The following is a 26,754-nucleotide window of genomic DNA, read 5'->3' as shown; positions in this document are numbered from 1 at the left end:
GACATTCGGCTGCTTTTTGCAACGGACTGTCGAGAGCCGATCCAATTCTGGCGTAAAATCAGGGATCCAGTTGAGGTGTTAAGCAGCCAATTCATTGCTTATGCCGGCTCGACGGATTGCGACACCGCTGGCGTTCTGAACGATACGACTTGCTCCAACCCCTTCGGTTGGCGATTGCGCACAATGATCTCGCCATCGAAGCGGGTGACGATTTCATGCGCGATGGCCATACCGAGCCCCGCGCCCGGAAAGGATTTCTGCCTGGCAATATCGATCCTGAAGAAAGGTTCGAACACCTGATTGAGCCGCTCCTCGGGAATGCCGGGGCCTGTGTCGATAATCCGCACTACGGCCCTGTTGCCAAGATGCGTGACCGTCACGGTCGCGGAATGGCCATGCGTAGCCGCGTTGATGAGCAGATTGCGCAGCGCGCGCGTGACGGCGAGAGGCCCGGCGCAAATCGTCGTCGGCTCCAGCTCGCCGCTCTTCACGTCCATGTCGATGGCTTTCAGCTCCGCGACGATATCCTTGACAATCTCGTCGAGCCTGACGCGCTCGAGGCTATCTTTTGAAATCTCTTCGCGGACCAGCCCGATGGCGCTGTCGGCGATCCGGTCCAGTTCCTCAAGGTCGGACAGCCATTTGTGCCGCTCCTCATCGTCCTTGATGAATTCTGCGCGCAGACGCATGCGCGTCATCGGCGTTCTGAGATCATGCCCTGCGGCTGCCACGAGCCGCATCCGGCTCTCCGTCGCAGCTTTCACTCGGGTCGACAGGCCATTTAGCGCCTGCGCCGTTACGCGAATTTCGCCGGGACCGCTTTCCGGTATATGCGGCAGCGTGCCATCGGCATTGACCGCGGCCACCGCCTGTTCGAGGAGACGCAAGGGCTTCATGATCTTCGACGCGGCAAAAATGGAAACAAGCACACTGCCGATGATGATCAGCCCGAGCCATCCGGCAAGGATCTTCCAGCCTCCCGGCGGAGGCCCGTGCTGCGGCATTGGCATGATGAGCCAGCTGCCGTCGCTGAGCTTCAGGGATGCGACAATCTCGCCGGCCGGCAGCCGGGAAATGATGGCTTCGTGCATGCCGGAAATCCGCAGCATTCTTTCCATCAGAAAACGGGACAGTTCCTCGTCTCGCAGACCGTCGGCAGGCATCGGCGCAAACATCAGTCCGGCGGATGCAGCAGCGCCTTTGTCCTTCTCAGCAAAGCTTGCCATGATCGACAGCTCTCGCGCCATTGGCTCGATCATCATGTGAGGGCGAGGCCCGCGCATGACGAGGCTTGCCACGAAGGATGAGGAGATGACGACCAGAACGATGGCTGTCAGCAGCAGCAACGCCAGACGTGCACCCAGCGATCTCATGCGTCGCCCTTTATCGCGACGACAGGCACGACAAGCTGATAGCCGCCATTGCGGATCGTTCTGAAGATCGGCTCTTCGGCGGTCTCACCAAGCTTGCGGCGCAAGCGGCTCATCAGGACATCGATGGAGCGGTCGGCCGGATCGCGGTCACGCCCCTGGGTCAGATCGAGCAGTTGATCGCGGGACAGCAAACGCCCGGCGCGCTCCAGAAAAGCCTTGAGCAAGTCGAATTCGGCGCCGGTCAGCGAGATGACCTCGCCATTGTCCCTCGCGACGCGGCGAAGCTGGGGATCGAGTGTCATGTCCGCGAACTGGTAGCGCTTTTGCTCCGGTTCGGGCGAAATATCTTCATTGGTCCGGCGCAGAACGGCGCGGATACGGGCGGCAAGCTCACGCGGATTGAACGGCTTACCGAGATAGTCGTCTGCGCCGATTTCGAGGCCGAGAATCCGGTCGATATCCTCCTTGAGCGCGGTCAACAGAATAACGGGAACGCGTGGCCGGCGATTGCGCAGGTCGCGGCAGAGATCGAGACCCGATCCATCCGGCAACATCACGTCCAGCACAAGCAGATCTGGCTGGCGTCGGTTGAGCACCTCGTTGCAGCCGCGAAGATCGCTGGCCGTGGACACCCGGAAGCCCTGCTCCTCGAGATAACGGCTCAATAGCGAGCGGATCTCGTGGTCATCGTCGACGATCAGAATATCGGGCGCAGCGGTCGCGTTCATGGGCTTCATTCCGTTTTCCCAATCCTTATACAAACTATCAATTCTCTGAAAAGAAGGCTTTTGCGGCACTAATACGGAAATACCCGCAAGGGAAATGTTGATTTACAAAATTCCCGGCACTGGAAATGTTAAGCAATAAAATTACGTCATCGAACCAGGGTCATGCCGACGCTCAGGCATGATAGTGACGTCTGACGTCGAAGCCAGGTCAGCCAAAGGCGCAGAAGCGTCCGCTGATCAGGCGGCCCGAAGCCATTCGACGCTCCAGGATGAAAGTCGGCCTTCGATAGCGCCACTATCCATCATCAGTCGGATTTCGATGGGAGCGCGTGGGTCGATGACCTCAACGGGAACATCCGTCTCGAAAGAGCCGACGCCCTGCGGGCAGACGCGCAGCTTTCCAAGCAATTCGGCCGCATGGATCTCCAGCGTGAATATCTGGCCATAGCAGTCCTCCTCGACATCGAAGAGAAATCTGGCGTTCCATCGGCCGGTCGGCAGATGGAGATAGGGGCCGTAAATGAGGCAGCGGGCGCCACCGGTCAGATCGAGACTGCTATCCAGCCCCTCGCCCAATCTGTCGCCCGAGAGAAAGGCTTCGCGCGGCCAGAAGATCTCCGACAGCGAGGGCCTGCCACGGGCAAACTCCAGAGGCCTCAAAACCTTTCTGGCCGTCTCGCGCAGAGTGCCGCTGAGTTCCGGCACCTCTTCCTCAGGCGTCAAATACCCCGCAATCACCGCAGCGGCGGCGTCTTCCAGCTTGGGAATATCTGTTGTCGGCGTTTCTATGGAAGGCGTCATGCCGACATGCAGCAGCGCGCTCGTAATCTGATCCAATGTCAGATCGATGCTGAAATGCTCGTCTATCTTCTTCAAGAGAAGGTCGATGCTGCTTCGGTGCCCGACATCGTTGCGACGCAGGACGAGAGCGCCGGATGCCTTTGCCAGAGGTTCAAGACAGGCAAGGCTGGCGGACACGGCCCGAACCAGACCAAAATCCCGTTGCTCCGTGGCGCGCGCCAGATAGGAGACGGCATCGACGGGATCTTCCAGGCATAGCAGAAACGGCACGTTGATCTTGAGAATGAGGTCCGAAAGCCGCGTTTCGGGGAACTGGGAAACAAGGACGGCGTGGGCGTCCGAGCCACTGCGAACGTGCTGTTTGAGATCGTCGACGGTATCCGTTGCGATGACGGTGTAATCTCCGAAAGCTTCACGCGCCAGGGCATGAACGGCAGCCACGCCCCAGGAGGACATGACGCCCGGCATTCCGAAAGCAAAAAGGATGGTCATGGCAAACCCCTCCCATTTTCAGCCGTTGAAGAGAGTATCATAAAAGGCACTCACCTTCTGCTCGTACCGTTCCGGCGAAAAGCGCGCGGCCTGTCGCGGTCCAGCCTTGGAATATGACGAGCAGAGATCGTCATCCTGATCGAGACTGACAATCGCCTTGCGCATATCCTCGGTATTATAGGGATCGACCAGAAGCGCCGCCTGCCCGGCAATCTCGGGGATCGACCCTTCGGTCGAGCTTAGAACCGGCGTTCCCAGTTGCATGGATTCCAGCACCGGGAGGCCAAAGCCTTCATAGAGCGATGGAAATAGCACCGCCCGCGCCCCGCGGATCAGGCTGATCAGCAGCGGATAAGATACGAAGTCGAAGCGCTGGATCTGGCGTTGCGGCAAGATCCGGTCTTCGGATTGGAGATAGAAGCGGAAGCGATCGTCATCGATCAGTAGCTGGGTCTCCGCGCCTTTCCAACCGGGGGCGCCGACGATGATCAGCGGCTTTGTCGTCTTCGAAGAGAGGTAGGCCTCAATCAGTCGCGATATGTTTTTCTTTGGCTCGAAGGCGCCAAAGAACAGGAAATAGCCCTTCCAATCGAGATGAAAGATCCCGGCGATCTCGTCTGCGACGATATCCTCCGTCTTGTTACGAAGCGTCTCAGGCACATGCACCGCCTGGTAGGTGTTGGTGATCTTCGTCTCGTCCACACCCAACACCTTGATGATGTCGGCGCGCGACGTCTCGGACACCGTGACGATATGATCCGCACGCCTCACCAGCGAGCGCAACATCTTGTAATGATAACGTTTATCGTCTTCCGTCAGGTAAGGCAGGCGCAGGGGAACCAGATCATGGATCGTGTAGACGTTCAATGCCCTCTTCGCGGCGACCGGCATCGGATAGGTGCAGTGCAGCAGGTCCGGCTGCGCCTCGAACTTCATCGGCAAACTGTTGCCGTAGCGTTTGAAGTGATGACGAGCGAGCTGAAAAAGGTCGTTGGACGCGTAGACAAGATCGGAATCGCCGAACTGGGACTGCAGCGATTTCATGATAACCGTCCCGTTCAACGGTATCGGCACCGGCTTTATGCCGAAAGGTGCTGCAATCCGCCGGCGCAGCCAGCGCTTTGTGGTGAACATCGCGCTCGGCGTGCGGTTGCTGGCGTCATCGAACAGCACCACCTCGCGCAATATCGGATCACGCGGAACATTTCCCGTGATCCCATGGACCACACCGGTCTCGTATCCAAGTGAACGAGCCGTCGACATCAGACCTCTGGTGTAGGTGGCAACGCCTGTGCCCTTTTTCAGCGAGAGATTGAGACCGTCGTAAAGGATCGTTCTGCTCACCTATTCCCCCTTGCTTTCTATTTTTAGATCTCAGGCAGGTCGGTTGCGTGAAAGAACCAGCAGCGAGTCGTCGCCTGCATATTTCGAAAGCAGATCTTCGCGACTCACCGACACAGCCTCGCTAGTGAAATCGAGGCGCCGCAATGAACCGTAGATGGCGGCAAGTCGGTCGAGAAAGCCGCCGGCATCGGTATAACGGGCGGGATTGAACTCAACGACGATCATGGGCTGATGGCGGTTGATGGTCTCGCTCATTCCGTCGAAGATGGCTTCCTCGGCGCCTTCGGCATCGATCTTGATGAAATCGACGCGCTCGCAGGACGCGCTCAAACGATCGAGGCTCGTCACCGGAACGCGCACGATGCTGCCATCCTGTGCAGAGGGCAAAAAGCCTTCGTCGACGATCAGAGCGTTTTTCGGTTCGTTGTGAGGAACGTAAAGCGATGCTTCACCCGAAGCGCTTCCGCCAAGCGCCACTCTTTCGATGCGTGTCCGCCCGATCATGCCATTCAGCTCCGCACTGTAACGCAGGAAATCCGCGGCATGCGGGTTAGGCTCGACGGCAATCAGCGCGCCCCTATCGCCGACAAGCTCGGCAAGCAGGACAGAATAATAGCCGAAGTTCGCTCCGACATCGACGGCGGTCATGCCGCGCTTGACATTGCGGATGCAAAACAGGGTCAGCCAGATTTCCCAGAATCCATCGAGCATGACGTGAGATCCAAAACCTCTGTCACGCGTGTCGACATAGAGCTTGTAACGTCCAAGGATGCGAACCAATGCCGTATGATTTCCGAGATAGGCACTGTTCACACGCTGCAGGATAGCCGCTTCGGCCTGATATCGATCAAAGGCCATCAACTCGTGGAGATGCAGCAGCTGCGACATACCCATATCATCCTTCCCAAACCAGCCTGTATTGAGCGCAGTCCGCAAGCCGGACAACATCATGAAGGCCCTCGATCTTTTGCTTTACCGCTTCCGATGCCAACCGGTTGCCTGGCATCGGATATGATCGTCAGTTTGCCGTGGAGGCCGCGATGCCGACGGAGGCCGCGGACAACGCCGTTCCGGTCAGACCCTGGAAGAGGCCCATGAACTTCTGGATATCGATCGAAGAAGCATTGGAGATATAGATGATATCCCGAGGCTGAACCTCGAAGGTCTGCATGGCAAGCAGCGTGGCCCCGCTCTTCATGTCGAAGCGATAGACGATCGGCACCAGGCCGCCACGCCGCAAGAGCGGATTATTCGGTGCGACTATGCGTCGGGCAACATCAAGCGGCTCGTAGCGGAAGAGAAAGACGCCGGACACATCGGCGCGGCTGTCCTGCAAGCCACCCGCACGCGCAACCGCATTCGCCATCGTCAGATGCTGCACATTGAACGGTACTTCGCCATTCTGACCCGAGGCGCCGAGGATCGTATACGTATTCGGCTCGCGGACCACGGTAACGACGTCTTCAGGCCGCAACCTGATATTTTCGCGCGGATTCTGAACGATCGCCGTGAAAGGCAGATGCATCGTTCTGCCACGTCTGGTCAGATAGACCACGCTGTCATTGACGCCGGCGCGCAACCCACCGGCCGCGGCAATCGCATCCAGAACGCGATCACCGGCGGGCGAAAGTGCGACACGCGCACCGCCAGCCACTTCACCGGTAACGGTGACGGTGTTTGCGGCACTCTGCTGGACGGTCACCAGCGCCTGCGGTTGCACCGCTTTGCCCGTTAAAGCCGTGATGACGGCCCGCTCGACTGCGGCCGGGGTCTGGCCGGCAGCCGTGATGCGGCCGACATAGGGAATGCCGATGGTTCTATCGCTGTTGACCGTCTGCGGCGGAATGCTCACCGAGCTACCGGTTGGCTGCTGCTGGCCGGAGGCAGCCGACGCCGATCCGAACAGGCTGCCGGGCGGCGCCTCCCACAGGCTGACGGAAACCACGTCACCCACGGCGATCCTCAATCCGGGATCCCTTTTGCCTTCGCCGAAATAAGCAGCCAGGCTCGCTTCGGGTCGCTCAGCGGTCCTCGCCATCGCCGCCGACCGCACGTCGACCAGGGCAAATGGCGGCACGGACCGCGACGCCGCTTCATCCAGAATACGGGAGGCCTTGGGTCCGGCCTCCGGTAACGCACAGCCCGTAAGAACGCAGGCGAGAACGCACAATAATCCGAATTTCAATTGCATCGATGATCCTGAGAGGCATGGAGAGAGTTTTGACTGGGCGTGGACATGCCCAGTGCGCTATGCCGTTCCGGCATCGTCGCCATGCTCCCGGGTGAAACGAAGGATGGATGAAGGACTGAAACCGTAGGCGTGTTTGTAAAGAACCGAAAAACGCCCGGGATTGGAAAACTGAAGGCTCATCGCCAGGTCGGTTATGCTCTCGGCCTGACCGCCCTTGATGGCGCCATGCGCGGCCGCAAGGCGATAATTGCACAATATCCCCATCGGCGTGTCGCCGCGGTAAGTCTTGAACATGCGTTGCAGCGCTCTCGGGCTGCAGCTTGCTGCGTTGGCAAGATCCTCCAGCATGACCGAATTGTGCAGATTGTCCCGCATGAACGCTTCGGCCCTCAAAAGCTGCCGCGGCGCATCTTCCAAGGCACCCCGGTTGAAGGCATCAGCCAGATTGTGAGGCAGCTTCGCGAACAATTTGACCAGCAAGAGTTCGCTGTAGGCCTTTGCGAGCATCATCCGTTCGGCAGGCCGTGCGGTCATCAGGTCCTTTTCGGCCTGTCGAAGTGTCTGGTAGAGGCCTTGAGCACCCCCTTGCCGGAAGCTGACGGGTAGAAGGCTGAACTCCTGGACGTACGGCTTGCCCGTCAACTCCTCGAAATGCTGTCGGATCACCGGTTCGGGAATCTGAAAGACCAGCCAGGAGCTGCGCGGCTTGATATCCAGCCGCTTGCCGCTGCGGTCGGTGATGCTGGCAACGCTGTTGGCGGGAATACGCAGTGTTTTCTGCGTGCGTCTGTGGCTGACTTCGATCTCGCCAGCGAGCACGAACACGATGCTGACGCGCGGCAGATCATGCTTGGCTACGGCTTCGAGACCACCAGAATGTTCCGCGCTGACGATGGATGCAGATTGGAGGGGTTGCTTGCTGAATTTGAACGAATAATCGCCACTGGATTCTGAGGGAACCGACCATTTCCAATTGGGCTCAAGCACGTCAAGATTGCGAATTATTGCATCGCGAGAATATACCTCGAAAGTGCCCACGCACTGTTCGACAACTCTTCCTAGCATCGCCATCCGCCACCCTACTCAAAATCTCAAGTTGCACATTAGAAAATCCTCATAAGGAATTTCTATCAAGGTCAGATTTTTTCGTGTCCGTTAGGATGACGACATGATATCGCCCCTTCGTTCATCCTAATGGGGTATAATCATTCAGCTTAATGTACATTACCTATTATTAAATTAGCATATCAATTTTCAGCGGGGCAGTACAGATCGTGACGATGTTATACAGAATCTTATTGCCTCCGGCTCCCGCAGAAGGCGAAATCGCGATGACGACAATGTCGGACAAAATGCATGCCTATCTCAGGTCATGCGAAGAAGAGATACTTCCGATAGTTGAATACTATAGAACTAATTTAGATATTGTAACTATCTCGCTAAGATAGTTAAGACCCGAGTTGGCGAACAACCAACGACGTGGCAGGGCGCCATCGCGCGTCTGCGGAGATAACTTTGAACGACGATGGCTTTTCCACAATTTTAGAAACTGCGCCCGATAGAATCGGCTGATACTGCCGGGTTGAAGCCGTTGGTCCGCCTTCAAACCTTGGTTGAATTCCGACACTGAAGCGAGAATTGTCACGCGATACCGCGCGTTCCAGGCGCGTTACGGATCGCGCCAACAGTGATTCGATCGGCCATTGGTTGATTGATATCAAAATTACAATGTAGAGTAGATTCTAAACGCCGCTTCGATGTCGTCAAACACGCGACCGCGGCCATTTTTCAGCACCAATGCTGTCTTGCAGAGGTCGCCAATCATATTGAGATTGTGTCCCACAATGATCATCGCGCGATCCTTGCGCTTGACGAAAAGCTCCTGGAACGACCGCTCCTGGAAGCGTTTATCCCCAACTGCGAGCACTTCGTCGATCAGATAGCAGTCGAAATCAACGGCAAGCGACATGCCAAAAGCGAGTCGCGCGCGCATGCCCGACGAATACGTCCTCAGCGGCATCCGCAGATATCTGCCAAGCTCGCTGAAATCCTCCACCTGTTGCAGGATCTCGGCAAATGGCTTGTCGTAGATTCGCGAGAGGAACCGCATGCAGTCATAGCCGGTCATCGAGCCGCCAAAGCCGCCGCTCAATGCGATCGGCCATGACATGGACATATTGCGCACGACCCTGCCCGACGTTGGCTCTTCAATACCGGCGATCATGCGGACAAGCGTCGATTTGCCGGCGCCGTTATGTCCGAGCACGGCAACCTTCTCACCGCGACCGACCTTGAAGGAGACTCCATCGAGCACCCGACGCATTTTGCCATTCACCTCGTACTCTTTGACGAGATCGAACACGCCGACAATACCATCCTCCTGCCAAGGCTCGACAGGTGTCGGCGCCGGCGTTTCCGGCGATACATATTGCGTGATGCTGGGAGGGAGACCGCTCATTGATGCGCCGCGTGCTCGTAAACCTGGTTGATGAAGAAGCGCGTAATCCAGAAGCAGGCAATGCAGATGGCGACCAGCATGAGGAACGAAATGATCCGTTTCGGATAGAGCGCATGATCGGGAAGGTTTGGATCAGCGATGCGCTCCAGATACAGCTGCTGCCGTTGCGCGTCGATCTTTGCGTTTTCGAGAGAGACCGTGGCCGAGGTCAACATTTTGGCAGCCATTTCGCGCTCGAGGAGAAGCTGCTCGTATTGCGCAATGCGCGGGGCCATCGATCCATCATTGCCAACAATGCGTGCCCTCTCATCGCTGATCTGACGTTCCATGGCTGTAACCCGCGCCCGCAAGGCCTCGACCTGTGGGCTCTGGGGAGCCTGCTCCTCGAGCGCGGCAAGACGCGCCTTGCCATCTACGAGATTGTCGGAAAGCCGGGCGATCATATCGAGCGCCGCCGATGATTGCTTTGTCGGATCGACAAGCGCCTCACGATTGCGGAACTCCGTCAGTGTCTTCTGCATATTCGACAGCCTGACCTGACTGTCTGCCACCTCGACCTGCGTGTAGCGAATAGCATCCTGGCGTGCACGATCGTTGAGGCGGTTGATCAGTTCCTCCGCGTGCTGAACGAGTGCGTGCGCGAGACGATAGGAATCTTCCGGTCGGAAAGCACGAACCGAAAGCGTTGTGACACCGCTGCCGCTATCGGTATGAACATCGATGATGCGAAGATAATGCTTGAACATGTCTTCGCTGTTGGCTTCACGCCAGGGCATCGGGTAGCGGCTGAGGAAATCTGCCTCGGGGCGCGAAAGCATCGCTTTCAGATCGTCGTTCTCGACGAGCTTGTCCACGGCTGCGCGCGACTTGATGAATTCCGTGACGATATAGCTATCGTCCTGAGCACGAACGAAGCCGGTGCTTTGAAGGAAACCACTGAGCAGGCCGGCGGCATTTCTGTTGGGGCTGCGCACGACGAATTGCGTTTCGGAGATGTACTGATCGCTGCAGACATAGCCGTAGTAAATGCCGCCGAGCAGGGTGGGAATGATCACCATCAGGATCAGCAGCAATTGCGAGCGCAGCCAGCGTGCGATCGATCGAGGCCTGGAAACCGGCCGGCCGATAACGACACTCGGGGCTCTCGCCGTCACGAGCGTGACGAAATCAGCAAACTCTCTGTTGTTCTCAATGCGGCTCATTCAAAAACCATAAACCTCTTCTTTCCGAGAACAGCGAACGCCATTTCCAGTCTTTCCGAGACGTTGGGAAGATCACAAAAAATCATGTTCCCAACACAGTCCAAACCGCCGTTTCACGCATGCGTACAACGATTGCGGAATGCTTATTTTTGATAGAGAATTTACAAATATCCTTTTATTGTCAAATATAATTCTCTGACATAGAAAATTTAATCTAACACTTACAGAATAATTGCACCGCTGTCGCATTTAATACTTTAGCGACGTGATCCGTATGGCGACGGGAAATCGCGGCGGCGATAACTGCCATTGAATTCGCCATTTCTCCCTCATTGCTGGTTCAAGGAATTCGGAATGGGAAAATCTGGAGGCACCTCTAGCCTTGATAGCAAGATCACCAGGCAGGACTGCGATACGACCATATCGCTGACCGTCCAGGCCAATTGCTGCTATCGCTTGTCACGAGAGTTCCTCCAATCCGTTTTTCAGGCCCTTTCGACCCAGTTTGCGGCCTTCTTTCCTGCCCCCAAGAAAGCGATTCCTCTCGTTCTTCCAGTCGAAGCGACGCGTCGGCAGATGCATCGCCTTCGTTGCTACGATCATTCGTAACGAGGACGCGTTCGGGGGGCACATATGTATTCGGATTCGACAATCTTTCCCCAAGACATGCGATCCTCGCAAGGAGAGCCGGGTGCACGCGCCTCGTGGTTGCCGCCGGTAAATTCGAGCCTTCTTGCCTTTCTGTCGACACGCCAGCGCTTCCCACTCATAGGCCCGGCAATTTCAGCATCGCTGCGACCGATAGAGTTGACGATGGGGACGGCCGATGGCGTGGTCGGATGGGGCGATCGCCCTCTGTCCCGCCTTGCCCGCCTTTATGCCCGCATGCACCGGCTCCCATTCTGGACGGTTACGGACGGCTTTCTCCGGTCCGTCGGCGGCACGTCGGCGCCGTCTGTCTCGATCGTTGCGGATGACATCGGCATCCATTTTTCGGCTGAAGGTCCATCCCGGCTTGAATCGCTGCTCCAGAACGGATCTGGTGAAGACAATCAGGATCGCGCCCGAAATCTACGGCAATGGATCGTTAGTGAGCGGCTTTCAAAATATAATTACCTGCCCGAAACCACCGTGCGGCTGCGCCGAAGCAGTCACAAGCGCATATTGCTCGTGGATCAGGTCGTGGGCGATCGATCGGTCGTGTGTGCAGGCGCCGATGAGGCCAGCTTCGAGAGAATGTGGAATGCTGCACTAGCCGAGAAGAACGCCGACATCGTCATCAAAGGCCATCCCGATGTCGTGGCCGGTCCTGCGAGAGGTTTCCTGACCGCACATGCCGACGACAGCCGAGCGCAATTCCTCGACAATGCGGTTTGCGCCCAGTCCGTGCTTGATGTCGTGGATGAGGTTTGGACGGTGTCCAGTCAACTCGGCCTGGAGGCGCTGCTGCGCAATATGCCCGTGGTGACATTCGGCATGCCTGCCTATGCCGGCTGGGGGCTGACACAGGATCGAGCCGAAGGTTCGATCGCGGTCGCAGCAAGAGCTCGCCGCAGCCGACGCGTGACAATCGACGAGTTTGCGGACGCTGCTCTTCTTCAGTATTCCCGTTACGTAGACCCCATCTCACGCAAGCCGATTACGGCGGAGCGAGCAATCGAGCGTCTCGTCGAATGGCGTAACCGCGAACAGTCACTGTCGGGCCGCTATCTCTGCGTCAATTTCTCGCTTCACAAGCGCTCCGTGATGCGCCGCTATCTGAGCAGCCCGCGATCGGAGGTGCGGTTTGCGACCAATCCGACGGTCGAGCAAATAGAGGACGCGGATACGATCGTTCTATGGGGTAATTCGGCAGCGCCGGACGAAAGTCTGCTTAGAAAGCAGGACAGGACATTACAGGTTATCCGTGTCGAGGATGGCTTCATTCGGTCTGCCGGCCTCGGCACCTCCCTCGTCCCGCCATCGTCGCTCTGCTTCGATTCCGAAGGCATCTATTTTAATGCCACGGCCCCGAGCCAACTTGAGACAATTCTCAACGAGACGGACTTCGATGCTAGCCTTCTGGAGCGGGCGCGGCGCCTGCGGCAGGCCGTCGTTTCGATGGAGATCACAAAATACAATCTGCCGCCGCAACCCGCTCCCGATTATAGAAATCTGGCAGCCGGACGCGCCATCATTCTGGTGGCAGGGCAAGTTCCCAACGATGCCTCGCTGCGGTTCGGCATGGCGAAGCATAGCTCGGACGTCGAGTTGCTGAAAGCCGTTCGGCGAATCAGGCCAAACGGATTTATCGTCTACAAGCAGCACCCCGACCTTCTCGCCAAGGGCGATGCGCACCATCCGGATAAGCCGCTTCCTGCGACGGAGGATGCGGATCTCATCATCGGCAATGTCAATCTGGATGAACTTCTGGCTGCGGTCGACGAAGTGCACGTCGCAACCTCCCAGATCGGATTTGAGGCGCTCCTGCGGGAGAAGCCCGTCTGGTGCCATGGCCTGCCATTTTACGCCGGTTGGGGCCTTACGCGCGATAGCGTGGTTACTTTGCGGCGCAAGCGCATGCTCACCCTGGATGCGCTCGTCGCAGGTACCTTGATACTCTATCCCAGATACTGGTCGAATATCGCCAACCTCCCCTGCACGCCAGAAGACGTGATCACCGAGCTTTACAATGCGCGGCTGGGCACGGCGCCAAATCCCTCGCGTCGCCGCTTGCTGGCGCGGATCATTCACATGCTCGAAGCGAGAAAAGCCCGATGAACCCCATCGTGATGGACATTTCGCGATTGATGGAGCGGGCTCATTCCCCGACGCCAACAGGAATTGATCGCTACGAGCTGCATTATGCGCATTGGCTCAACGAGCGCCGTAAGATCGTGTTGGCAAAACGCGACCGACCCTGGCCGCAATATCCGTGGTTTGTCGAAACCGGCCATCATGGTGCGATTTCCGTCGAGGGTGAGCGGGCTGATCGACTGGTATCAACGCTCAATGGCCGTTGGGCAACAACCGAACTCTCTGGGCCTCAAGCCGCGCTTCTCGAGCGCATTTTCGCTGCAGTTGATGGCAAGATAAGATGGCAGCCAAGCTCGGTTCCCAAAAGCAGCCCGACATACACACAAAGACTGCGCAAGATGGCGCATGTCGTGACCAGTCATTTCAATAATGGAATGCTGCTGCCCAGCAACGCGTCTCTCATTCATGTCTCTCACAGCCGCCTGGAGAGAACATCCGCTTACTCTTGGCTTGGAGAGACCGGCAGGAACGGCGTGTTCTATGTTCACGATCTCATTCCATTGTCCCATCCCGAATTCGTACGCCAGGAAGAGCCCGAAAGGCACCGGCGTAGAATGGAAACCGTGCTGAAACACGCAAGCCTCATTCTATGCAATTCGCAGGTTACGGCGCGCGCCATGCGGACCTATGCGCAGGAGAACAACAAGAGATTGCCCTCCATTGCGGTGCTGCCTCCAGGTGTCGAACAATGCTTCCTTGAACCATCGAAGGATATCGCCGCTCCGAAAACACCTTACTTCGTGGCAATCGGCACGATCGAACCTCGCAAGAACCACATGCTGCTTCTGCGCCTATGGCAATATCTGGCCGAACGCGATGGCGCAAATGCGCCGCGGCTCGTCATCGTTGGCAAAAGAGGTTGGGAAAACAGCCACATATTGGCGATGCTGGAGCGTTGCCCGGCTCTTCCCGGGCTCGTCATCGAAGTTCCCGGCCTCGAGGATGCCGCTTTGGCAAGGCTGGTGGCTGGCGCGGCCGCATTGCTGTCACCATCCTTTGCGGAAGGCTACGGCATGCCGATTACCGAGGCGATCGCCGTCGGCACTCCCGTCGTTGCCTCGAATATTACAGCCCATCGCGAAGCCGCCGCCGGTCAGGCCGCAGTCTTCCTTGACCCGTTGGACGGGATGAGCTGGCGCGCCGCGGTCGACGCGATCGCCGCCGCTCCGCAACGTCGCTTCGGACAATATGCCGCGCCAGGATGGGACGCCCATTTCGACGATCTGGAGGCATTGATCGCAGCGGATTTTTCCGCACGGCATTATGCAGCACAGCGTGTGCGCCAACGCCTATCCGGCTTGGTGCCGAGCACCGCCTTGCGCTGACAACTTGAGAGACGGTGAACGCCGCAATGCAGACGCAACAAGAAAACGGAATTCTGGTTTGTCTCAGTGTTAAAAAGGGGCTGGAGAAGTGACGAGCTTTTACGATATCGAAAATTGTTACAAATTTATCCTCGGTCGACAGGTCAATGCGGATGAGCGCGATGCCATCGCGCAAGACCTGCTAAAGCTCACGGATATACCGCTTGAAGAACATCGGCATCGCTTTCTGCGCTCCGTGGAATTTCATCACCGTTATGGCGAGCTGCTTTTCGACAACTTCGTTCCGAAATCCATTTTCGTCCTTTATGAGACGAAAAATAACTTCAAAGTGCATTTGGATCTTCGTCAGTATCATATGTCTTTCGGTATCATGAACGGCGAATATGAGCGGTTCGATATCGATCTCGTGAAGGCAATCCTTCCCGATAACGGGCAGTTCATAGATGTCGGCGGCAATGTCGGATACTACTCGCTTTCCGTTGCCGCACATCCTTCATTCCGAGGAAATGTGCTCGCATTCGAGCCGCTGCCGAAACTCTGGAATCTCTTCAACCGGTCCATCATGGAAAACGGCTTCGAAGATCGTGTCACCGTCCTGCAGCTGGCATTGGCGGATGAACCCGGCCAGATGCACCTCAACGACGCCGAGGACACGGTCAATGCCGGCGCCACACGCCTCGTCGTGAATGCAGCAGAAACCAAAGTCGGCAGGATGACAAAGGTCGATACGCTTGATCATGCCATCGGCAGTTTGCGGCCTGACGTCATCAAGGTTGATATCGAAGGGGCGGAAGGGCTTTTCCTGAAGGGCGCGGAGCAGACTCTCACTGCGCACAAGCCGACAATCCTTATGGAAATCAACCGCGATATGCTCGCGTTCCTCTCGAGGGAATCGCCGGGCGGAATTTATCGTCAATTCACCAATCTCGGCTACCAGATATGGGTCAGCGAGCATGAGCAATTGGCCCGGATTGCCACGCCGGAAGAGCTCGATCAGACCTTTCCGTATGGTGCGGTTGCCAACATATTAGCCGTTCACGAGAGCCGCATAGAGCAGGTGAACGACCGCCTCCAGCGGCTTGGCCTAAACCTGGTGACACCGAAAACGAGCGCGGAGCGCTTGAAGGAGATCGCGGTTTAACCGCGATCATTGACGAGCGCGGCCTCGACAAAGGAACCGGGATGCCCGGTAACCGAACGAGGCCGTAGCGGACAACGGGTCGATGACATGAATACGAAGGCATATGACGGCTCAGGCTCCATCGGGATGTCTGCCAAGGACGCGCTTCCGCTGAACACGGTGATGCTGAGCCGTCACATCCGCGCGACCGCCCAGGTCCACGATTGGAGGGCACAGGTTATGTTGGAACGGCGTCCGCTAGATCGCCTTCCGAAGACAGGAGCTTTTGAGCCGGGCAAATGGAATATGTCGGCCGCCGGTAATGGCCGCGCGGACGTTGCCGGCGAAACCACAAACGGCGAGACGGCTATCGGTCTATTCGAACTTTATATGGCTGCGGGCATAGTTGACCAGAATGAGCCCGACGACCGTGGTGAACAGGCACCATTTGAAGATGTAGCCCATATCGAAGAATGTCTCGACAGACTCGCCGAAAACGCCCGCGCGAAACATCTCGAAGCAATGAACGGTGGGAACGTACAAGGCCAGCTTCTGCAGTCCGCTCGGAAGCCATGCCACCATGAAGAACATGCCGCCGATCGGCAGCGTCAGATACTGGAATGGCGCAATGAATTTTTCCACGAATTCGAAGCGTTCGGCGCCTGCGGCAAAAACCAACCCGACGGCGAACGAGAACCAGGCCATGAACAGCCAGCCCGCAAGCAGCAGGCCGAGATCCTGATAGGGCGGTACGATGCCGGCCAATCGCGAAATCGTATAGACGATGATGAGGGCAGCCGTCGTACCCGCAATTTCCAGAAGTGCCCGCGCAATCAAAGCATCGGCCAGGCGAATCTGTCGATGATACATCAGCGGCAGGTTTTGACGCAGGCAGGTGACGGCGTGGCCGCTTACATGGCGCCAGAGGGTCAATGGCATATAGCCGCTGAGAACGAAGGCGACGACCGCCAATCCATGGGCTTCGTGGCGCATCAGGCTCCACATCAACATCACGCCGCTCGTCAGAATCATCGGTTCCAGCGCGACCCAAAGAAACCCTATGTTTTCACGGCCATAGCGCATCAGCATTTCACGCATGATCAAGGCGCCCAGAACTCGCCCCTGGATTTTCAGCCCTTCGATGAAGCGCGAGCCGGTACGAGTGTTGTTGGAGATATGATCCACGCGACAGCTCCTTTTAGGTATTCGGTCCTATTCGAACCACGGCCCAACGATACCGGCGAAGATCACTCGCTCAATCTTCATTGCGTCAGCTTCGGACAATTACCGCAGCGCCGGCACGCAGTCGCAGCCAATCAATAGGAAAGGTGAAGGCATGGCTCTCATAAACTCCGAGACCAAAGACAAGGAGTTGGACTCAAAGCCAAACCGAGAAGCGTCACGCACAACGATTGCGCGCTCTTTTGCAGTGCCCGTCAAGAAGCGCCGGAAGCGCTCCCGTCGTCATCTGGTTTATGTGCTGACGGTTATCGCACCTACTTTGGCGGTCGGTGCCTATTATGCGTTCGTTGCTGCGCCGATCTACGTCTCCGAAGCTTCCTTCGTTGTCCGCATGGCGGCGCCTCCGTCCTCGAACGTCTTTGGGTCGCTGTTGCAAAACAGCGGTATCACGCGTTCACAAGACGACACTTTCTCGGTGCAGGAATATATCCGCTCGCGTCAGGCACTGAAGGAACTTCAAGGCCAGCTTCCCGTCCGCGCGATCTTCGGCAGCCCGCAAGCGGACTGGCTCACTCGTTTTCCTCGCCTTTGGGAAAGCAACAGCGAGGAAGAGCTCTATAAATATTATTCGGATCGGGTCTCTGTCATCCACAACGACACCACCGGCATCACCGTGCTGCGCACGACTGCGTTCCACGCAAAGGACGCGGCCGACATGAACGCCACGCTGCTGACGCTCAGCGGCAACCTTTTAGATCGACTGAACGACCGCGCGCGCAATGACGCGGTGCGTTTTGCCGACAATGAAGTCCAACAGGCGCAACAACGCGTTATCGACGCACAAAAGAGTATTACAAACTTCCGAAACAAGGAGTTGATGATCGACCCCAATGCAAGCTCGATGTCGATGGTCGAGCTGATCACCAATCTCAGTGCCGAACTCGCGACCACGCGGGCGCGTCTCGCAGAAACACGCAAGACGGCACCTGACAGCAGCTCCATCCCGTTTCTGACGAGCCAGATCGCAGCACTGGAGCAACAGATCGAAAGTGAGCGCGGCAAGATGGTGGGGAGCGATAATTCCGTCGCGCCGCGAATTGCCGACTATGAAAGCCTTGTCCTGATGCGGGAGTTTTCCAACAAGGCGCTGGTGTCGGCGCTCGATGCGCTGGAAGCAGCAAGGGCGGACGCTCGCCGTCAGCAGCTTTATCTCGAAGTACTGGTGCCGCCGCCGCTGCCTGATGAAGCGGAGATGCCTTACGCATCCAAGAATATTCTGATCGTTTTTCTGTCCTTGAGCCTAGCATACCTGCTTGGCTGGCTCATGATCACGGCCATCAGGGATCACGAAAGCTGATAAGGCAAGCGAGAGCGATGCTCTCGCGCCAATCGGAGGCTGGGATCAATCCGGACGCCAGAAACAGGTATATATTTGTCCCATGCAGGATCGAATTTCCTGGCCGGAAATCGAATCCGGCGTGATATGGCCGTATAGATCGAACTCCACATCCCGCGCCCGGATATAGTGATGTAAAGCCGAACGAATATCACGCATGGCCTTGTAGAGATGCGCGGTCTGGATTTCGACATCGATCATCGATGCAGCATCGTGATTTTTCGCGTAATCGCGATAGATATCATAAAGCCGCAGGGCCTCGTCGAAATCTCCAGCTTCCTTGGTCACGTTGGCATAAACGGCAATCAGATCCTCTTCGCCATCATTGACAACGAGGTCTCTCAGTTGCTCGCGTGCCGGCTGCCAGCGCCTGGATTGGACAAGCTCCATGGCCCTCTGGCGCTTGTTCTCCACATCGACACGCGACACCCGCTGGCGTGCCTTCTCGGAATGCTGCGCTATTTCGGTGTCATTCGGCGAAAGTTCATGCGCACGGTCGTACCATTGAAGGGCCGTCTCCAGATCGTGCATACGATTATAGAGATGTCCCAGCTGCAAATGGATATCGGGATCATCGGGCTCTTCTTCAAGAAAACGCCGATAGGCTTCGAGAGCAGCCTCAAAATCTCCGCTCTCTTTGTAGGCATGACCAAGCTGCACGTACAGGCCGATGCGGCCGGGCTGCTGCTCGACCGCCTGAGCATAATAATAGGCGGCGCTCGGCCAATCCCGGCGATTGCGCGCGGCATCCGCCTCGGCGAGCACATTGATCGGCACGGGCGCATCTTTCGCACTATTTGCGGGATGCCCAACTCGCAGAAAAGTCGACGCAAGTCTGAACTCTCTGATCATGATACCAGCCGCATCGAGATATTGCGGGGACGCAGCCAGGAATCTTCGGGGCTGCGCTCATGGATACGGACGCGCAACTCGAGAAAACGATGTTCTCGCTTGATGGCCACGCACAAGGTTCCGGAAAACGAACCGACCAAAGTGATCGACTGCAGGAAATCCAGCCCTGAGTTCGCAACAATCTCGACATCGAGCTTCGCGGTCGGCGGCTGGATGAGATCGATATCCAGCAGCCAGTCACCATCGGCAAAACTGCGCTTCGGGCCTGTCAGCAGCCAACCAGGCTGAACGCTCCAATTGCCCTCGTGAATCTGCAGCGACTGCCGCATAAGGTCGGGACCGATCATCCAACCGACATTCTCGACCTCGCGCACGAAAACGACTACCGCCTGCCCGGCTGTATTGACCAGCAATCCGGAGGGCGTGATGCTGGCGTTCGAGACATCGGCGCTCTCCGAAGGCTCGTTTTCGTCGTCCGGCAGCAGCGTATCCCAATAGGCCGTCTGGCCATCTCGCCGCGCGATAGCAACGATCCGTTTTACGATGGCGGCGCGAGTAAGAACACCACGCCTGAGATCGAACTCAAGCTCCAAGCGTTCCGCCGATGTCGGATCGCGCCCGCAAATACGCGAAAAGGCAAAGCGCAGAAACGCGGCGTCGTCTTCAGGTGAGAAGCGAACGAAATTCTCCACCATGGCGAACTGATCGGGCTCGCGGCGAAGCGCTTGCACCCCGGGAAGACCATCGAGCGGTGACGGAACAGGACGACGCGCCTTCAAGGCATCGATGACGCGCAGCCTGTTGGTTCCGCCTCGAATGGCATTCGCAAGCGAAAGACGATCGTCCGAACTGAGATCGCTTTCTGTCAGATCGAGTGCCTTTGCCCAGGCATCGATGAAGGATTCAGCCGGCAGGGAGAATACATCTTTCGGAGGAGTGTTGAGTGGGTGCCTATGCAACTCGGCGATGGTCAATTTTGCCCCCTAACATCTTTTCAATCGCAGTGACGTGTCTCGCGGCAACGCGCGGATAGGAGTACCAATCTGCAGCACGGCCTCTGTCCCGATCCATCATCTTCAGAAGGTCGGGATTCTGTGCGAGGCTCAACAGGGCCTCGGCGATGCAGTCGATCTCGGTGCTTTTGACGACATGGCTGAAGGGCCAGAGATCCCGGAGCACCGGCGAGCGAGAACACAGCAGCGGGCGGTTGACGCTCATGGCGATCCGCGCAGCGCCTGTGGCCGTTTCTGTGGAATTTCTATATAGGAACGACAGCACATCGCATGTCATGAGTTCGCGCCTGAGTTCACCCTCTGGCACGAAATCGAAACGCGTCGTGACCTTGTCCGATAGACCGAGATAGTCGATGAGATTTTCGACCATGGCGCGTGTCGCACGGGACTCATCATTGGGCACGACGCAATTGAAGAGCTTCAGCCGCAGTCGCGGATCGTATTTGACGGCCTCGGCAAAGGCCAGAACCAAACGATCGATGTTCTTGTGCGGCATCAGGAACCCGAAGGAACCAATGGTGAAATGTTCGGCGTCCGGTCCGGCCGTATCCGTCGGCTCGGACAGCACTCCATGAGGAATGACAACAGGGTTGGGGTGCCCGGCAGCCGAAAGTGCCGCCGCATCTTCCGCAGAATGAACGAAGACCACATCGAAGGCATGCGTCCAGTTCAATGTGCCGCCTCGCAATGCTTCCTTAACACTGTGCATAGTCAACGCACGCAGACGATGAGCGGTGGATGCAAGCGGCTCCATCAGCAGTTCCATATCCGGTGTCGAGAAGAATCCCGGATGGTGCTGCATCCACAGAACATCTGCCCGCCCCTGCTCCAGCCGGCCCGCAAATCGTTTCAGCGAAGCAAGATCATATCCCCAGAGTCTCGACATGCTGCGCGGCGGCGCTTCGCCGACCCCGGATGTCACGTCCGGCAGCGCGTCATCCATGATCCGCCGCGCGAATATATGATCTATCCTGTCCGCAAAGGCAGGCGTGCCGTAAAGATGTTGCGAGTAGGTGGCGATGCCGCATTGCTGCTGCCAGGACGAGATCAGATCGATCGTCCAATCCCGCCGGGGCTGGGCGGAGGATCGCATCGGCTTGGCAAGAGCCGCCAAGGTGCGGATGGCAACGGACCGCCAGCTGAAATGAGCCTTCAACAACGCCTTGGCCCTCTCGGTTTTATTCCGAGCCTCGTCAGTGCGATCGAGAACCGCGCGCATCTGTGCACCGAGATGCTCAATCGACGGCTCTGCCCAGAGACTATGGGATCCGGCCACATGTGCCTGCGAGGTCGACATATGATAGTCGACAAGCCACGCCGTTTCGGGTCGGCAGAAATCGAGTTGCCCGCTGTAATTCGTTGTCACGACAGGCACATCGAGAAGCATGGCTTCCGCAAGCGGCAAGCCAAACCCCTCGCCTCTGCTCGGCGCCACCAGCATGGCAGCGGAGCGATAGAGCGCGCGGAGCTGAGCGGGCGTGTAGTGCTGCTCGATGACCGTTATCGGTGGAGCATCAATGAGACGGTCTCGCTTCTCTGCTAGCACCGCCTCCAGGATGTTGTTCGGATTGGGGAAGGTCTTGATCACGAGTTCGACAGGGTCGCTTGCGCGGAAACTGCGCAGGAAAGACTCGACCAGAACGTCGATCCCCTTTCGGGCAAAGCACGAGGAGACATGGACAATGCGTCGGCGGCCATTTTCAGACAGCGGGTTTGGCGCATCGTCGGATACGGTCGATAGATGATCGCAACCGTTGCCAGTCACCTCCACGGGAATTGTGATGCCGGAGCGTTCAAAGCTGTCGTGAACGAAGTTTGAAATTACTGTGACGAGGTCAAGATCACGATTGAAGCGATCGACCAGGTATTGCGGGAATTCCATTTCCTCCCAGGCAAACGCCACATAGGCATTCAATCGCCCACGCATATTATGCGTGGCCGGAGGCCAAGTGTTGCGCAGGTGGATATCGAAGGTTTCACCGGCCGGATAGTCGTCACGCATGCGACGGACGATATCGGTCGCAGCCGTCAAATTGGGGTCGGTATGCCAGTCGTCTTCGCCAGTATGGCAAACCAGATTGACGCCAAGGTCGATAAGCGCTTGCGCAAGGTGGCGATTGACGATCGCAAGGCTGTAGTCGCCCTTGAAGACCCCGTCGAAGAAAACCGTTTTGCCAGCGAATTTTTCGATCAGAGATCGTTCGTCGATACGTGCAGCATCAAGCGAATAAGGCGAAACGCTTTCGTCATAACGCATTCATTACTCCCAAGCGCTGAAAACAAACCGGACGGTCTATGGCCTGGGGATATCCGTGAATGCGAATGAGCGCAGACAGGTTGATCGCCCTGGCCATAGTGCCTAGGCAGGTTGCGGGCAGTCATGACCGCCCGCAACTAAGTTCGCTAGAGGGTATCAGGAGGCCTGTGCGTTCCGGACGGCATAGCCCAGTTCTTCCGCGCGCGCTTCGAGAGTCTCGCGGGCCTGCTCGAGAATCTTGCCTGCATAGACCGGAGGATAGCACCAATCGTTCCAGGTGCGTGTCGCCCCACCGGCAAAATCGCCGAACCGCAACACGCCCGGCTCAAGGAAGGACAGACGGCCGCCGAGATCGAGATAGGTCTCCGTCTGCGCCCCTTCCGCAAGCACGATGGAGTGCTGCTCGAGTTCGATATGGAAATACTCGAACGGCACCAGGGTTGTTTCCTGCGTGACCGTAGTTCCATTGATCAGGAACTTGGCCGGGATCAGCGACTCCTCCAAAAGCATGCAATGATCGGGGGAAACATAAAGATCACGAGCGGGAACGTTTTCGGCCAATGCGCCGGTTTGAATACGAACGGGAAGAGTGTCACGCGGCTTGTCGATCGCTTTCGGATCGATCCGTCGGCGACCAATCCATTTTATTTCCGCGATACCATTATGAGTGACGACGACGTCTCCTACACGAAGATCCTCAATCGGCAACTCACCTTCCGGCGTTCTGATGAGCGTGCCGCGAAGGAAGCAACTCGTGAACGTTAGCGTATCAGTGTTGGCATCATAGGTATAAGTTACACCGGGCGGAATGGTGTAAGAACCAAGCGGCACTGCATTGAGAAGACCGCCAAAGAATGTCACCGTGTTACCGGTCTGCGATATAACGTTGGAGCCAGCGACTTCAATTCTGTCGCCGCTCTGGACGTTGATGACGTTCGGAGGCGTGGACAGATTGAGATTAACACCTCCCGGATTATAGGCGAACAAGCCGCTACCATTGGCGCTGGCAAAGTCGACGGTAACCCCATTCAACAAGCCGACATTCAGCAAGTTTGAATCGACGGTGATGCTTGAGCCTGCACCAATCTGATAGACATAGGTCGAACCCGCGCCAATGTTTGCAAGACCTGCATTAATCGTCACATTCGCACCGTTGACGGCCTGAATAGTCGTGTTCGAAAGAGCACCGGTACCAACGAGATTGCTGATATTGACGTTGACGCCGTCAACGATAACCGTGCCGTTGCCGACGAGATTGAGCTGGATCGTGTCCGAAGCCGTCCCGGCGTTACTGCTATTTATGGTCGTCGTACCGTTGTTAACTAGATTAATGCCGATCAAAGCCATGTTATTATCCTCTCCATTAGATTAACACGTTGTCTTTCAAGGCAATTTTCAGAATTTGTAGTTCAGGCCCACACGAATTGCGTGGAAGTCGGGACTTGCTTTGGTGTTCAGTACGTCACCACCCATGTTGCTGCTTCCGAAGTCGACGTATTGATATTCGAGTTTGGCCGTCACATGATCGGTAAATGCATGTTCGATACCGGCACCGACAGTCCATCCGGCTCTGGTCTTATCGTCGTCAAAGCTACCGACGCCGGCGACCGATCCCTTGTATTTGATATGACCGTAGGCAAGACCGCCGGTGGCGTAGATCATCGTCGTATCAAATGCGTAACCAATACGAGGACGAAGGGTGCCATACCAATCGACGCGCGACGAAGCGCTTGAAGTCGCCGTCCTGAACGAATCGCTAACGCCGGCGCCCTGGAAATCGGCTTCCAGACCGACCACCCAATTCGGATCGAACTGGTAGTTATAGCCAATCTGACCGCCGCCGACGAAACCCGATCCTTCAAGCTTGCCAAAGTTGCCCAGGTAGCTGCCGAAAGAATGGAAGCCAACTTTGTCATTACCGCCAAAGCCGTAGCCGGCATTCGCACCAACGTAGAAGCCCGTCCACGTAAATACTGGCGCTGCTTCCACCGGCGCCTGTGGCGGCGTCTCGACAGAGAGGTCAGCCGCATAACCAGCACTCGCTGCAATCGTTGCCAGAAGAAAGGCGGTAGATCCCAAAATCTTACGCATTCGAAAATTCTCCTCAAGGAATTCGCATGATTCAACATGTAACTTGCGAAAGCTCACGTCGAAGCCATAATATAGGCGTGTTTATCGCTGTAAATACGGATTATCTAATAAATATTATTGGATTGTATGCTTTTTTTGTATGAATTTGTCGCAATATGTATTGCCATAATACTTGAGCCATACAGTCGCAGCGATGATAGACTGGAATTACAACTTTCCGTCGCGTTATTAACATGAAGGCCACCGGAACCGACGCGTTAAAACGTGACCGATTCTGTACGGAACAGCTGCTGTTTGATGAATACGATCAAGCCATCCGGCGACCCGAATATTGACGGAATTCGATGCATCATGTCGCTTTTCAAATAGACGCACCTGCCTCAAGGCAGCAGGCTCTTGCGATTGCTGCAGACCTCAATTGCTGCAGCGGGAGGCTCGACGAGGCGGACCATAGTAGGACGTCGAGCCTCCTAATTCCCCGCACAAGATTCCCGCCTCTCCTCACCGTAGTCAAACGAGCAACCATGCGATGCATTGCCGTTGCAACGATATGGCACAAACGCAACCTTAGGTTAATTCATCATTTACTCTTGTCGCGCCTTTTCGATAGGTGGCGCGATATGTCCTGCATTGTCGCTTCTCGCATGGACGATGATACCCTACCGGGCCACATCTCTTGGACTATCGCAACCGCCAATTTGCGATGGTCGGGAGGTCCGGACGTCTTGCCTTTGGGCAGCGAACGGACCTCCTTGTTCATTCCCCCAAAACGCCTGACACGCTTCAACCGGCGCCACCCGTAAAGCATTGAAACAAATAAATTATGGGAAAACGGCCAGAGTTTGCTGGCGACCTGGAGATGATGTCACGCGGATACGAGGATGCCAGCGACATCGGCCGCGCGGACCAGAGCCAGCCGTACCTGCATGGGCGAGGCCCTACCCTTGATCTCATCGATACAGGCTTGAAGCGCCCCTTCGAAGGCCGCGCCATGTGCGACAGGCCATAGAGTGGTCAGGCATTCGATGGCACCCTCAATCGAAGCCACCATATGGACCTTGTCTCGACCGCCGAGTTTTATGGCGACCGGCGTGAACGCTGACGCGTCTTCAGAAGCGCTGCAGTCGTGGCTGGGAGACGTGGTGTAGCCTCGATCGATCGCGTCCTGCTCAACCGCGGATCTGCGCCTCATGACAACATCGGCCAAAAGCGTCATATCGCGTGGGGCGCGGTATCGCTCTGGCGAAACGATCATAGCGTCTTCAACCTCTGGTGGAGCCTGAGGACTTTCGGTTGGTACAAAGCTGGTGATTTGCTCGCCATTGGCGGCATCGACCCCGACGACCTTGCTATTGCGCCGCATGCTTCAAATTTCCCAACGCCTGCCCAGAATAGTCCTTCGAGCGGACCCGGACAGCGCGATATGTTGCGCCGACAGAAATATTCTTAATCAAGGAAATTACTGATTCACATTAAAGCTTTTAGCCTGACTTGACTAGTATCTCGTCAACAGACAGCGCTTATACGCGGATATTGGATCATTTTTGGTCTATACTCAATGTATAATCAGGCCAAATACCAATCCGAAGGTCGCAGGAACGTTTGAGTTGGGGGGCCACGCATGAACGTATTCGCCGGCGTGCAATGAGAGCGAACATGTCACGTCAGGAATGACGAGGCGCCTCTCGCGGCCGCCGCTATCACCAGGCGGCCGAGTCCCCATCAAAATATCCGTGGAAATAGCGCCAGTATAAATAGAGGAGCGCACCCTTCGCAGGATGCGCTCCTTGTTTAAAAAATAGACGTTAAACTACGAAAAAAGTCGAAGGCGGGACCTGCAACGCAGCAGCAATACGCCGCAGCTTTGCCGGATCAGCCTCGCCGCCAGCCTCGATTTCATCAATTTCTTCGACCGTGAGACCACAGGTTTCAGAGAGATCAGCGACGGTATAACCAATGGCTTCACGCGCCTGCCGTACGGCAGCTGCAATTTCGCCATGGGGAACGGTGGAAGCGTTTGCACTATCGATATTATTCTGAGTAATGGACATGAAATTTCTCCTTCCAAAGTCCGCCGGCAAATAAGTGCCGGGTGAAGGCAGCTATTGCAGCCATGGTGCAGTCGACCCGAGC

At 56.6% G+C, this 26,754-nt stretch carries 21 protein-coding genes; 4 read left to right on the top strand and 17 right to left on the bottom strand.

Annotation, left to right across the window (positions count from 1 at the left end):
* Positions 1-98: 98 nt before the first annotated feature.
* From HGP17_RS14275 to HGP17_RS14235, 9 genes are all read right to left on the bottom strand, one after another.
* Positions 99-1,373, bottom strand: coding sequence for an ATP-binding protein (locus tag HGP17_RS14275; protein ID WP_168809961.1), 1,275 nt, complete (start codon positions 1,371-1,373; stop codon positions 99-101).
* Positions 1,370-2,101, bottom strand: coding sequence for a response regulator transcription factor (locus HGP17_RS14270; protein WP_168810090.1), 732 nt, complete (start codon positions 2,099-2,101; stop codon positions 1,370-1,372). Before HGP17_RS14270 ends, HGP17_RS14275 begins: the two co-directional genes overlap by 4 nt.
* A gap of 237 nt (positions 2,102-2,338) precedes the next feature.
* On the bottom strand, positions 2,339-3,394 hold the full coding sequence (locus tag HGP17_RS14265; protein WP_168809959.1) for a hypothetical protein: 1,056 nt from the start codon (positions 3,392-3,394) through the stop codon (positions 2,339-2,341).
* Between the two features lie 18 nt (positions 3,395-3,412).
* On the bottom strand, positions 3,413-4,738 hold the full coding sequence (locus HGP17_RS14260; protein WP_168809957.1) for a glycosyltransferase family 1 protein: 1,326 nt from the start codon (positions 4,736-4,738) through the stop codon (positions 3,413-3,415).
* Positions 4,739-4,768: 30 nt separating this feature from the next.
* On the bottom strand, positions 4,769-5,632 hold the full coding sequence (locus HGP17_RS14255; protein ID WP_246704086.1) for an FkbM family methyltransferase: 864 nt from the start codon (positions 5,630-5,632) through the stop codon (positions 4,769-4,771).
* A gap of 124 nt (positions 5,633-5,756) precedes the next feature.
* Positions 5,757-6,929: a polysaccharide biosynthesis/export family protein gene (locus HGP17_RS14250; protein ID WP_168809955.1), complete on the bottom strand. Its 1,173-nt coding sequence runs from the start codon at positions 6,927-6,929 to the stop codon at positions 5,757-5,759.
* A 57-nt stretch (positions 6,930-6,986) separates the two neighbouring features.
* A complete protein-coding gene (locus HGP17_RS14245; protein WP_348648935.1) occupies positions 6,987-7,916 on the bottom strand; it encodes a helix-turn-helix domain-containing protein in 930 nt (309 codons plus the stop codon).
* 736 nt (positions 7,917-8,652) lie between these two features.
* Positions 8,653-9,387: an ATP-binding cassette domain-containing protein gene (locus HGP17_RS14240; RefSeq protein ID WP_205925963.1), complete on the bottom strand. Its 735-nt coding sequence runs from the start codon at positions 9,385-9,387 to the stop codon at positions 8,653-8,655.
* A complete protein-coding gene (locus tag HGP17_RS14235; protein ID WP_168809952.1) occupies positions 9,384-10,589 on the bottom strand; it encodes a capsule biosynthesis protein in 1,206 nt (401 codons plus the stop codon). The genes HGP17_RS14240 and HGP17_RS14235 overlap by 4 nt, the downstream gene beginning before the upstream one ends.
* 813 nt (positions 10,590-11,402) lie before the next feature.
* On the opposite strand from HGP17_RS14235, the gene HGP17_RS14230 reads away from it, so the two are divergent.
* The 3 genes from HGP17_RS14230 (at position 11,403) to HGP17_RS14220 (ending at position 15,851) form a co-directional block, all read left to right on the top strand.
* A complete protein-coding gene (locus HGP17_RS14230; RefSeq protein ID WP_246704084.1) occupies positions 11,403-13,349 on the top strand; it encodes a capsular polysaccharide biosynthesis protein in 1,947 nt (648 codons plus the stop codon).
* Complete coding sequence (locus tag HGP17_RS14225; protein WP_168809947.1) at positions 13,346-14,710, top strand: glycosyltransferase family 1 protein; 1,365 nt, start codon at positions 13,346-13,348, stop codon at positions 14,708-14,710. Before HGP17_RS14230 ends, HGP17_RS14225 begins: the two co-directional genes overlap by 4 nt.
* 88 nt (positions 14,711-14,798) lie before the next feature.
* Positions 14,799-15,851: an FkbM family methyltransferase gene (locus tag HGP17_RS14220; protein ID WP_168809945.1), complete on the top strand. Its 1,053-nt coding sequence runs from the start codon at positions 14,799-14,801 to the stop codon at positions 15,849-15,851.
* A 354-nt stretch (positions 15,852-16,205) separates the two neighbouring features.
* On the opposite strand, the gene HGP17_RS14215 is transcribed toward HGP17_RS14220, so the two are convergent.
* Positions 16,206-17,015 carry an ABC transporter permease gene (locus HGP17_RS14215; protein WP_348648934.1) on the bottom strand — a complete coding sequence of 270 codons (810 nt, stop codon included), beginning with the start codon at positions 17,013-17,015 and terminating at the stop codon, positions 16,206-16,208.
* Between the two features lie 151 nt (positions 17,016-17,166).
* Between HGP17_RS14215 and HGP17_RS14210 the strand changes: the two genes are divergently transcribed.
* Positions 17,167-18,369, top strand: a complete 1,203-nt coding sequence (locus HGP17_RS14210) for a capsule biosynthesis protein (protein WP_168809943.1) — start codon at positions 17,167-17,169, stop codon at positions 18,367-18,369.
* Positions 18,370-18,414: 45 nt separating this feature from the next.
* Here HGP17_RS14210 and HGP17_RS14205 read toward each other — a convergent pair whose 3' ends face one another.
* From HGP17_RS14205 to HGP17_RS14175, 7 genes are all read right to left on the bottom strand, one after another.
* Positions 18,415-19,185 (bottom strand): tetratricopeptide repeat protein, encoded by a 771-nt coding sequence (locus HGP17_RS14205; protein ID WP_348648933.1) that lies wholly within the window; start codon positions 19,183-19,185, stop codon positions 18,415-18,417.
* A gap of 71 nt (positions 19,186-19,256) precedes the next feature.
* Positions 19,257-20,234 (bottom strand): hypothetical protein, encoded by a 978-nt coding sequence (locus HGP17_RS14200; protein WP_168809939.1) that lies wholly within the window; start codon positions 20,232-20,234, stop codon positions 19,257-19,259.
* Positions 20,212-22,530, bottom strand: coding sequence for a glycosyltransferase (locus tag HGP17_RS14195; RefSeq protein ID WP_168809937.1), 2,319 nt, complete (start codon positions 22,528-22,530; stop codon positions 20,212-20,214). Before HGP17_RS14195 ends, HGP17_RS14200 begins: the two co-directional genes overlap by 23 nt.
* A 156-nt stretch (positions 22,531-22,686) precedes the next feature.
* The gene (locus tag HGP17_RS14190; RefSeq protein ID WP_168809935.1) at positions 22,687-23,877 is read right to left on the bottom strand and encodes a Hint domain-containing protein; all 1,191 of its coding nucleotides are present in this window, start codon (positions 23,875-23,877) and stop codon (positions 22,687-22,689) included.
* 48 nt (positions 23,878-23,925) lie between these two features.
* Positions 23,926-24,621: an outer membrane protein gene (locus tag HGP17_RS14185; protein WP_168809933.1), complete on the bottom strand. Its 696-nt coding sequence runs from the start codon at positions 24,619-24,621 to the stop codon at positions 23,926-23,928.
* 865 nt (positions 24,622-25,486) lie between these two features.
* Entirely contained in the window at positions 25,487-25,984 is a 498-nt protein-coding gene (locus tag HGP17_RS14180; protein WP_246704083.1) for a DUF982 domain-containing protein, read from the bottom strand.
* A 442-nt stretch (positions 25,985-26,426) separates the two neighbouring features.
* Positions 26,427-26,672 (bottom strand): helix-turn-helix transcriptional regulator, encoded by a 246-nt coding sequence (locus tag HGP17_RS14175; RefSeq protein WP_168809931.1) that lies wholly within the window; start codon positions 26,670-26,672, stop codon positions 26,427-26,429.
* Positions 26,673-26,754: the final 82 nt, after the last annotated feature.

Source organism: Rhizobium sp. P38BS-XIX (genome assembly GCF_012641435.1).
Taxonomy (GTDB): domain Bacteria; phylum Pseudomonadota; class Alphaproteobacteria; order Rhizobiales; family Rhizobiaceae; genus Rhizobium.
This window is presented reverse-complemented; position numbering and strand designations above follow the sequence as displayed.